This is a genomic window from Ochrobactrum sp. CGA5 (assembly GCF_006345815.1).
In the GTDB taxonomy this organism is placed as follows: domain Bacteria; phylum Pseudomonadota; class Alphaproteobacteria; order Rhizobiales; family Rhizobiaceae; genus Brucella.
On record NZ_VCIG01000038.1, the window covers coordinates 1,002,421 to 1,011,582 of the forward strand.

A 9,162-nucleotide genomic window follows, 5' to 3' on the forward strand; every position below is an offset into this window, starting at 1 on the left:
CGGAAGCAGTCTGAACTGCAAATCAAACTCTGATGAAAATCATAAACAATGAAACCGGGCGCGGATATTTCCGTCACCCGGTTTCCCCTCTGGCCACCGCCCGCGAAAGTTTCCTCCCTTTCATCGGACGGCCTGCAAATTATGACGTGGAATCTCTTCTTAGATGCCCCTGACTGCCCTTCAAAAACCCGTCTGCAAACCTAGATTTGCCCAAGCTTTTGCGCTTTTCAAGCGGAATCTGCACAAAAAAGCCAATTGCCTAAAATTCATTCACACTCTGTTCCGATGCCTGTTTAAGCGACGCCGCACCGGGGGAGATTGACTATTTGCACGGCATAAAATCAGATATCGAAATGACATTCAAAACCATTCATCATCTGTCGGTTTCCGACAAATCACACCTCCCATACCGTGCGCTCCACACCGGGGCACCGCGAGGGGTCGTACAGATATGCCACGGCCTTGCCGAACATTCCGCACGCTATGAACGCTTCGCCTCAGCGTTGGTGACAGCAGGCTACCACGTCTATATCCACGACCATCGCGGGCACGGCACCAATATCGGTGCTCACACGCCAAGAGGAATGTTCGCACAAAAGCACGGCCATCTCGTGGCTATCCAGGACGTGCGCGCACTTAACCAGCATATTCACGAGGAGCATCCGGGGCTGCCGGTCGTTCTTTTCGGTCATTCCATGGGTGGGCTGATCGCGCTGAACTACATGATGGATTACGCCAGAACAGTCGATGCGGCAGCAATCTGGAATGCCAATGTCGACGGTGGCGCGGAAAGCGCTGCAGCACTTGGGATCCTTTATATAGAGCGCATGCTCAAAGGATCGGACGTTCCGAGCACCATACTGCCGAAAATGACTTTCCGCGCATGGGGCCGGTCCTTGAAAGGCCACCGCACATTATTTGACTGGCTTTCGCACGATGCGGCGGAGGTCGATGCATATGTCGCCGATCCGCTCTGCGGCTTTGATGCCAGCGTGGCGCTATGGATCGACATTTTCCGCATGATCCGGCGCGGTGCCGACAACCGCAACTTCTCCGATATCCCTCGAAACATGCCATTCAATCTCGTTGGTGGGGCCGAAGACCCCGCAACGGTGAATGGCGCCGCCGTGCGCAGGCTGGCGGATAGAATGCGGAAAATGGGTTTCGAGCGTATCCAATGCACGATCCTGCCCGGTACCCGCCACGAGAGCCTTAACGAGATCAACCGAGATAAGGTGACGCAGAATTTTCTGGATTGGCTGGCAGAGGCTCTTCCGTATTCGGCGATGTCCGGCTAAAAACCGCAGTCAACCGAATAATCGAACTGTTATCCCGGCCAGAACTCACGATTACTTGAACCGTCTTGGCTTTGCCATCCAATCAATGCTATGGAGCGCGCCTTGCGCTTTATCGGGTTTCCGGGCAGGAAAGCCGAGCTTAAGCAGATAGCGCGAGGAATAAAGGAACACTCCGCTTGGACACACCGACGATTTCTGTGGTTATCCCTTGCCGCAACGAAGCCGACAATCTTGCATTTTTGCTGGATGAAGTCGATGCCGCCATGCAGGGCCGCGCATACGAAGTCATCGTCGTCGACGACGGTTCGACAGATTCAACCAGCGATGTACTGGCGGGCCGAATCCATGCGGGCAAACCATTGCGCCATTTGCGCCATGACCGGTCGTCAGGCCAGAGCGCAGCCGTGCGTTCCGGTGTTTTCGCAGCACGCGGCGAGATCGTTGTTACGATGGATGGCGACGGACAGAATGACCCCGCCTATCTCCCTGTTCTGGCTGATGCACTGCTAAGAGCCGGGCCTGATTATGGCATTGCAGCCGGACAGCGTCTCAAGCGCACGGATACGAAACTCAAGCAGCTCTCATCACGCTTTGCCAACAATCTGCGCGGCGCTATCCTCAAGGACAAGACGCGCGATTCCGGCTGCGGCCTGAAAGCATTGCACACTGACCTGTTCCGGCAACTGCCTTTCTTCGATGGCTGGCATCGCTATCTGCCTGCCTTGGCGATCCGCGAAGGTTTCGACGTCGTGCATGTCGATGTGGTTGACCGCGAACGCCGCCACGGCAAATCCAATTATGGCATTCTGGACCGCGGAGTGCGCGGCGTTTTGGACCTATACGGTGTTTGGTGGCTGCGGAAGCGTCGTAAGGTCGTGCCGCGTGTGAAAGAGATCACCCATGACTGATATTTTCAACAGCCTGTCTCAGTGGCTGCACGAGGTCTTCGTGGCGCAATGGGATGGCTGGATCGTGCTGGGCTTTGTCGCGCAGGCTTGTTTCACCATGCGCTTCGTCGTGCAATGGCTGGCATCCGAAAAGGCAAAGCGTAGCGTCATGCCGGTTGCCTTCTGGTTCTTCTCGCTCTTCGGCGGCACCTTGCTGCTAATCTATGCGATCCAGCGAAAAGACCCGGTATTCATTGCCGGACAAGGGCTTGGCCTCGTAGTCTATATCCGCAATCTCTGGCTCATCGCCAACGAAAAGAAGCGGCTGACAGCCGGGGAGTAATCTCCAGCTAATTAGATACTCAGCGTCCGACCAATCGAACGATAATCAAGCCCGGTACCCGCGATGTCTTCGGCCTTATAGACATTGCGCAGATCGATCAGCACATTTCCGGCCATGATATTGGCAACCCGTTTCAGGTCGAGCGCACGATAAGCGTTCCATTCGGTCAGCAGAGCAACAACGCCTGCACCCGTCGCCGCATCATAAGCGGAATTACACCAGACGACATCAGGTAGCACAGCCTTGGCAGCGCCCATGGCTTCAGGGTCGTGTGCCTGAACCTTGATCCCGGCCTTCTGAATGGCTGCAATAATGTCGAGCGCGGGAGACTCACGAATATCATCGGTGTTCGGCTTGAAGGCGACACCCAGAACGGCAACCGTATCTGCACCGTTTTCCCTGGCAGCGGTCACGATCCGTTCAGCCATCGACTGTTTGCGTGCTTCATTGACCGCGATGACCTGCTCAATCAAGGATTGCGGCGCACCATATTTCTTGCCGGTCGCAGCGAATGCACGGGTATCCTTCGGAAAGCACGACCCGCCGAAACCCGGACCGGCGTGCAAAAATTTCGAGCCGATGCGATTATCCATGCCGATAGCGCGCGCCACTTCCTGCACGTTGCCGCCGGTCTTCTCGCAAAGATCGGCAACCTCGTTGATGAAGGTTACCTTCATGGCTAGAAAGGCATTAGCCGCATATTTGATGATCTCGGCATTTTCCAGCGACGTTACGACCATCGGCGTCTCACGCAGGTAAAGCGGACGATAAAGACGCTGCATCGCAGCTCTGCCGCGTTCGTCTTCTACCCCGACGACGACACGGTCGGGTCGCATGAAATCCTCGATTGCCGAACCTTCCCGCAGAAACTCCGGGTTGGACACCATCGAGAACGGCACATGCGGACTCGCGGCCTTGATACGATCACGTATGCGTGCATTGGTGCCGACCACCACCGTCGACTTGATGACGACCACGGCACCCGGCTTCATGGCGGCAGCGATTTCATCCGCAGCCGCTTCGATATATTGCAGGTCTGCTTCTCCGTCACCGCGACGGGACGGCGTGCCAACGGCGATGAAGACGACGTCGGCGTCCGCAACACTGACGGCTAGATCTGTACTGAATTCCAGCCGGCCATCGCGAATATTACGGGTCATCAATTCATCGAGCCCCGGCTCGAAAATGGTGACTTTCCCGGCCTTCAACCGCTCAATGATCGACGGGTTCTTGTCGACACAGGTGACGTGAAAGCCGAACTCGGCAAAACACACACCCGAAACCAGCCCCACATATCCCGTTCCGATCATCGCCAGCTTCATATGTTCAGTCCTTCAATTTGCTTACAGCCATTTGTCGTAGTCGGACACCAGCAAATGCAGCGGCTTCTCGTTTTCTTCGACATTCGAGAAGCGGCCGATCGGCTCGCGAAAAATATTATCCGTCAGGTCGTCGTTGACCGTGGAAACCTCGCCAATCAGCACGTCGCCACCCTCGCCCCAAAAGGCGTGCCAGTTGCCCGGCAACAGCGTCACGCTTTCGCCCGGCTGTAGCTTGAGATGCGCACCAGCCTTCTGCGTCACGAGGCGTCCGTCGGTCGCGACAGTCACATCAGTTGTCTCATCAACACTGCCATCCGGGAGAGAGTTGAACAACTCCAGTACCAGCGTACCGCCGCCACGATTGATGATATCTTCGGCCTTCACAACATGGCGGTGCATTGGGGAAAGCTGGTTCTTGCGCGAAATCATGATCTTTTCGGCATAAAGCATGCCGCGGCCGCGCTTGAGGTCTTCGGCATTGCCGTTCCGCGTAGTGAAGAGGAACAGGCCAAGATCGGCGAATTTACCCTGACCGTAGTCCGTAATATCCCAGCCGAGGCGCGCGTCGCGAATGGCGCGTGCATCCGATGAAGTCCGCTCTTTTAATTCTTCGGGTGACCAGTATGCGAAAGGCGGCATGACATAGCCGAAGGAGCGGATGAAAGCGTCGCTTTCACGGATGATTTCGTTGATTTCAGAACGTTTCATGGCCACCGAGCCTCCCATGGAATGAAACAGATTGGGATGTGGTTGACGTGGTAACTGGCTTTTAAACCAATTTGCAATCCCGGAAACGCTCCGAAGCGTATGTAACACACATTTTGCGGCGTTCTGCCCATGCCGCAAAAGCGACATTTTGACGTGTCGTCTTTACGCGAAAACCATGTCGCATCCCAATGCGCGTTTGGAATAGTTCAGTGATTGAATCGGTATAACGGAAGCCAGTTCACAGACCTCGGTAGATGTGGGCAAGTCATTGAGATAACGGGACAAGCCGTGCTTCCGGAAGACAAAAGGAACACCGGATCGAGCCCTAGTCGCTGGGAGAACAGCGGAAGGCAGATCCAAGATGGAAAGCAAGGGTTCGAGGCTATGGACGTTCGCAACGAAATGCTGGGGCTGTTGACCGGGCGCGACCCCAATTTCAGCCTGGAGCAAAAATTCTACACCGATCCAGAATACCATAAGCTGGATCTGGAGAATATTTTCTACAAGGACTGGCTGTTTGTCGGCCATGATTGCGAGCTGCCGAAGACCGGCTCCTACATAACCGTGCAAATCGGTGCTTATCCTGTCGTCATCGTTCGCGATGCGCAGGGTGGCATTCGTGCTTTCCACAATTCCTGCCGTCATCGCGGCTCGCGTATTTGCGCGGCTGAAAAGGGCACCGCCGCCAAGCTCGTCTGCCCTTATCACCAGTGGACCTACGAACTGGATGGACGTCTGCTTTTCGCACGTCAGGTCGGTCCAGACTTCAAGCCTGCCGAATATGGTCTGAAACCGGTTCATTGTGAAACCGTCGCGGGCTATATCTACGTCTGCGTCGCCGAGGAAGCGCCCGACTTTGGCGCTTTCCGCAATCTGGTCGAACCCTATCTTGCGCCGCACAATATCAAAGACGCGAAAGTTGCCTTTGAGAGCTCAATAATTGAGAAGGGCAACTGGAAGCTCGTTTGGGAAAACAACCGCGAGTGCTACCACTGCGCCGCGAACCATCCCGAACTTTGCCGCACCTACCCGGAAGCTCCGTCGGCAACCGGCGTGCAAGGCGTCATGGAAGACCCGGAAATCAATCAGCTTTGGAAGAATTGCGCCAGCGTCGGCTTGCCTGCGGAATTCAAAATGTCCGAAGATGGTCGCTACCGCATCACCCGCATCCCGCTTCTGCGCGACGCCGTAAGCTATACCATGTCCGGCAAGGCCGCAGTGAAGAAGCCTTTGAGCCCTCAGTTGGCCGGCAACACGAATATCGGCGCGATGCTGCTGTTCAATTATCCGTCGACCTGGAATCACCTTATGGCTGATCATGCGATTTCCTTCCGCGTTCTGCCCATCAGCGCCGAGGAAACGCTTGTCACCACCAAATGGCTTGTCCACAAGGACGCAGTAGAAGGTGTGGACTATGATCTTGATGAATTGACCCATGTCTGGATCCAGACCAATGACCAGGATCGACAGATCGTTGAAGAAAACGCGGTTGGCATTCGCTCACCCGCCTATCAGCCCGGCCCTTACTCGGTCGAACATGAGGGTGGCGTGATGCAGTTCCTCGAATGGTACACCAACACCATTACGCCGCGCCTACGTGGTGAAGCGACAAAGCTCAGCCGCGTCGCCTGATTTTGATACAGTTGAAGAAGTGAGAAGGCCATGCAGCCTCTGAAATATCTGGATGAGATGCTGCCGTGGAACGACAGGTTGCAGATGCTGGAATGCATCTCGGCCATCGAAGAAGCGCCTGACGTGATGACCTTCTCTTTCAAGACGACCGAGAACAACTGGTTCCGCTATACGCCGGGCCAGTTCGTCACTCTCGAACTGCCGATTGAACGGGCGGACGGTCTCGGGCCTGTGCTACGGACCTATACGCTTTCCTCAACCCCGTCCCGTCCCTACCATATATCTGTCACCGTCAAGGCTCAGAAAGACAGTATCGGCACGCGCTGGATGCTGGATAATCTGCGTCCGCCGATGATGATCAAAGCCTATGGGCCGAACGGCGATTTCTCCCTGGCCAACCATCCGGGCGAGAAATACCTCTTTATTTCAGCCGGTTCAGGCATCACGCCAATGGTTTCCATGACGCGCTGGCTCTTCGATTGCGCACCGGCAACCGATTTGGCATTCATCAACTGCGCACGTACACCGGACGACATTATTTTCCGGCGCGAACTGGAATTGCTCGCCGGTCGTATGGAAGCGATGCACCTGGCTTTCATCGTGGAACAGTCTTCTGCGCGGCACGTATGGCCGGGCCTGCATGGGCGCATCGACCGTGCCCGTCTTGAATTGCTGGCACCTGACTTCCTGCACCGCAAGGTGTTCTGCTGTGGACCGGAACCATTCATGAATGGTGTACGTAGCCTGCTCGAAGACGCCGGCTTCGACATGTCCAACTATCATCAGGAGAGCTTTAACCCGGCCAGCGAAATTTCGTCGGTTCCGGTACCCTCCACGCTCTCCGAACCGGCGAGCACCAAGGCGGCACCCGTTGCCCCCGCCGTTGCCGCAGCCAGCGTCGTCTTCAGTGTTTCCGGTGTGGAAGTGGAATGCACCGAAAACGACACGATCCTGCTTGCCGCCCGCAATGGCGGCCTCAAGATTCCGAGCGCTTGCGAGTTCGGAATCTGTGGTACCTGTAAGGTAAAGTGCCTCGGCGGGGAGACTGAAATGAATCATAATGGCGGCATTCGCGATGATGAGATTGCCGAGGGCTATATCCTCGCCTGTTGCAGCCGCCCACGCGGTCGCGTGGAGATTGATGCCTGATTGAATCGCATCCCGAAAAGTCTGAAGCAGCTTTCGGAACAAGATGTGTGATCTAAAGAATCAGGCTTTCTTCAGGAATTCGGTCCGCAGCACCAGTCCCTTGACCTGCTTGGTGCTGCAATCGACTTCATCGGGATTTCCGGTTAGGCGAATGCCCTTGACCAGCGTTCCTCGCTTCAGTGTCGTGGAGGTTCCCTTGACCTTCAGATCCTTGATGAGCGTGACGGAATCACCGTCGTTCAACTGAGTTCCATTGCTGTCGCGCACGATTACGTCTGTCATGATCGCTTCCTGTCTGGTTACTGATTGCGATCGTCCGTAGCATTCTTGCCGATGTTATACCAGAACGCGGCTTATTGCTGGTCTCGGGTGACCTGCCTGACTATAGTGGTTCATAGAATAAGAAAGCCGGGAGCAATTTATGATCAGTCATGCACTTGTGGTTGTCGACGTCCAGAATGATTTTTGCCCCGGTGGTGCGCTGGCCGTTGATCGCGGTGACGAAATCATTCCCGCCATCAACCGGCTGATCGATGAAAGCGAACACGTCATCCTCACGCAGGACTGGCACCCGGCCAATCATTCAAGCTTCGCCTCGACTCATCCCCACACCAAGCCTTTCGACACGATTGAAATGGCATACGGCTTACAGACACTCTGGCCCGACCATTGCGTGCAAGGCAGCCACGGTGCGGATTTTCATGCCGACCTGCAATGGACGCGGGCACAACTCGTTATCCGCAAAGGCTTCCGCATCGGCATAGACAGCTACTCGGCATTTTTTGAAAACGACCATCGAACGCCGACCGGCCTTGGCGGCTATTTACGTCAACGCAATATCGGTTCGCTCACGCTGGTCGGGCTGGCCACCGATTTCTGCGTCGCCTATTCGGCACTGGACGCCATCGCCGAAGGCTTTCAGGTGCGTGTCCGTCTCGATGCATGTCGTGGCATCGACCTCAACGGCTCGATGAACATCATGCTACAGAAGATGAAACAGGCTGGCGTCGAATTGATCGACGAGCCTGTTTCGGCTTCGCACCTGCTTTAGTGAGGTTATTCCAGTTCGCCGTCCGGCATGGCGACAAAGATCAGCACTGCAATGATGGTGATGAAGAACCGGAATGCGGATTCGATGCCGTTCCAGGTTTGCGACATCCACATGCCGAACCATTCCCCGCCAACCGACATGAAGCCGACCTGCCAGACCAAAAAGCCGAGCGACAGACCGGCAATGGACCATTTCTTGGAGCGGTTAAAGCTCATTGCCCGACCGGTCAGATGACCAAGCATGGCAAACGCCCCGATCCAGCAAAGGATGGCCGTCAGTGTCTCGGCCGCGATGATCAGAATATAAGCGGCGTTGTGCAGCATCGGATTATCGATGGCGCGATACTTGATCGTGGCATCGGGAAAGATCGTGTCCATCATCAGGACATGCTGCACAAACCCAAAATTGGTATCGTAATCGGTGATGTTGCCGAACGAAACCAGCGTTGCGAAAAAGGCTATCGCCGCCACAAAGGCGGTTTTGCTCAAACGTGTTACGACCATGGAAATCCCCTTCCCCAAATTGGCCGCAGCGTGCCGATCATCATCACCTGAAAACGATCTGCGGCATGAAAGCGAGGTCACTCGCATCTGGTAATCGTCGTCAACTCCGCCGATTCGGTCAAGGATCGGGTAGGAGGGCATTTTAGGCCCTCCCCCCACACCACCGTACGTACGGTTCCGTATACGGCGGTTCATGAAGCGTAGTGTAGGCGTCGATGTTCCTTCAGGAACGAGATCAGCCCGAGCTTGGTGAAGTAGGCATTGGGTAA

At 55.4% G+C, this 9,162-nt stretch carries 10 protein-coding genes; 6 read left to right on the top strand and 4 right to left on the bottom strand.

Annotated elements, in window-relative coordinates; translation table 11 throughout:
* The first annotated feature begins 353 nt into the window (after positions 1 to 353).
* From FJQ48_RS17950 to FJQ48_RS17960, 3 genes are all read left to right on the top strand, one after another.
* Positions 354 to 1,298, top strand: coding sequence for an alpha/beta hydrolase (locus FJQ48_RS17950; protein WP_139976270.1), 945 nt, complete (start codon positions 354 to 356; stop codon positions 1,296 to 1,298).
* Positions 1,299 to 1,474: 176 nt separating this feature from the next.
* Positions 1,475 to 2,206 (top strand): glycosyltransferase family 2 protein, encoded by a 732-nt coding sequence (locus FJQ48_RS17955; protein WP_139976271.1) that lies wholly within the window; start codon positions 1,475 to 1,477, stop codon positions 2,204 to 2,206.
* The gene (locus tag FJQ48_RS17960) at positions 2,199 to 2,528 is read left to right on the top strand and encodes a lipid-A-disaccharide synthase N-terminal domain-containing protein (RefSeq protein ID WP_139976272.1); all 330 of its coding nucleotides are present in this window, start codon (positions 2,199 to 2,201) and stop codon (positions 2,526 to 2,528) included. Before FJQ48_RS17955 ends, FJQ48_RS17960 begins: the two co-directional genes overlap by 8 nt.
* An 11-nt stretch (positions 2,529 to 2,539) precedes the next feature.
* On the opposite strand, the gene FJQ48_RS17965 is transcribed toward FJQ48_RS17960, so the two are convergent.
* Positions 2,540 to 3,850, bottom strand: coding sequence for a UDP-glucose/GDP-mannose dehydrogenase family protein (locus tag FJQ48_RS17965; RefSeq protein WP_139976273.1), 1,311 nt, complete (start codon positions 3,848 to 3,850; stop codon positions 2,540 to 2,542).
* Positions 3,851 to 3,871: 21 nt separating this feature from the next.
* On the bottom strand, positions 3,872 to 4,558 hold the full coding sequence (locus FJQ48_RS17970; protein WP_139976274.1) for a D-lyxose/D-mannose family sugar isomerase: 687 nt from the start codon (positions 4,556 to 4,558) through the stop codon (positions 3,872 to 3,874).
* 384 nt (positions 4,559 to 4,942) lie between these two features.
* On the opposite strand from FJQ48_RS17970, the gene FJQ48_RS17975 reads away from it, so the two are divergent.
* Together FJQ48_RS17975 and FJQ48_RS17980 are read left to right on the top strand one after the other, a co-directional pair.
* A complete protein-coding gene (locus FJQ48_RS17975; protein ID WP_139976275.1) occupies positions 4,943 to 6,190 on the top strand; it encodes an aromatic ring-hydroxylating dioxygenase subunit alpha in 1,248 nt (415 codons plus the stop codon).
* Positions 6,191 to 6,220: 30 nt separating this feature from the next.
* A complete protein-coding gene (locus tag FJQ48_RS17980) occupies positions 6,221 to 7,339 on the top strand; it encodes a hybrid-cluster NAD(P)-dependent oxidoreductase (RefSeq protein ID WP_139976276.1) in 1,119 nt (372 codons plus the stop codon).
* Between the two features lie 60 nt (positions 7,340 to 7,399).
* Here the strand turns inward: FJQ48_RS17980 and FJQ48_RS17985 are convergent, their stop codons facing one another.
* Positions 7,400 to 7,621, bottom strand: coding sequence for an alkylphosphonate utilization protein (locus tag FJQ48_RS17985; protein ID WP_010659694.1), 222 nt, complete (start codon positions 7,619 to 7,621; stop codon positions 7,400 to 7,402).
* A gap of 139 nt (positions 7,622 to 7,760) precedes the next feature.
* Between FJQ48_RS17985 and pncA the strand changes: the two genes are divergently transcribed.
* The gene (gene pncA / locus FJQ48_RS17990; RefSeq protein ID WP_139976277.1) at positions 7,761 to 8,390 is read left to right on the top strand and encodes a bifunctional nicotinamidase/pyrazinamidase; all 630 of its coding nucleotides are present in this window, start codon (positions 7,761 to 7,763) and stop codon (positions 8,388 to 8,390) included.
* 5 nt (positions 8,391 to 8,395) lie between these two features.
* Here the strand turns inward: pncA and FJQ48_RS17995 are convergent, their stop codons facing one another.
* Complete coding sequence (locus FJQ48_RS17995; protein WP_139976345.1) at positions 8,396 to 8,893, bottom strand: DUF2165 domain-containing protein; 498 nt, start codon at positions 8,891 to 8,893, stop codon at positions 8,396 to 8,398.
* Between the last annotated feature and the right edge of the window lie 269 nt (positions 8,894 to 9,162).

What these genes read in the sequence shown, in the direction of transcription:
- pncA (WP_139976277.1), top strand. Translation starts at nt 7,761, where the DNA reads ATGATCAGTCATGCACTTGTGGTTGTCGACGTCCAGAATGATTTTTGC.
- FJQ48_RS17985 (WP_010659694.1), bottom strand. Translation starts at nt 7,621, where the DNA reads ATGACAGACGTAATCGTGCGCGACAGCAATGGAACTCAGTTGAACGAC.
- FJQ48_RS17950 (WP_139976270.1), top strand. Translation starts at nt 354, where the DNA reads ATGACATTCAAAACCATTCATCATCTGTCGGTTTCCGACAAATCACAC.
- FJQ48_RS17980 (WP_139976276.1), top strand. Translation starts at nt 6,221, where the DNA reads ATGCAGCCTCTGAAATATCTGGATGAGATGCTGCCGTGGAACGACAGG.
- FJQ48_RS17960 (WP_139976272.1), top strand. Translation starts at nt 2,199, where the DNA reads ATGACTGATATTTTCAACAGCCTGTCTCAGTGGCTGCACGAGGTCTTC.
- FJQ48_RS17965 (WP_139976273.1), bottom strand. Translation starts at nt 3,850, where the DNA reads ATGAAGCTGGCGATGATCGGAACGGGATATGTGGGGCTGGTTTCGGGT.
- FJQ48_RS17995 (WP_139976345.1), bottom strand. Translation starts at nt 8,893, where the DNA reads ATGGTCGTAACACGTTTGAGCAAAACCGCCTTTGTGGCGGCGATAGCC.
- FJQ48_RS17975 (WP_139976275.1), top strand. Translation starts at nt 4,943, where the DNA reads ATGGACGTTCGCAACGAAATGCTGGGGCTGTTGACCGGGCGCGACCCC.
- FJQ48_RS17970 (WP_139976274.1), bottom strand. Translation starts at nt 4,558, where the DNA reads ATGAAACGTTCTGAAATCAACGAAATCATCCGTGAAAGCGACGCTTTC.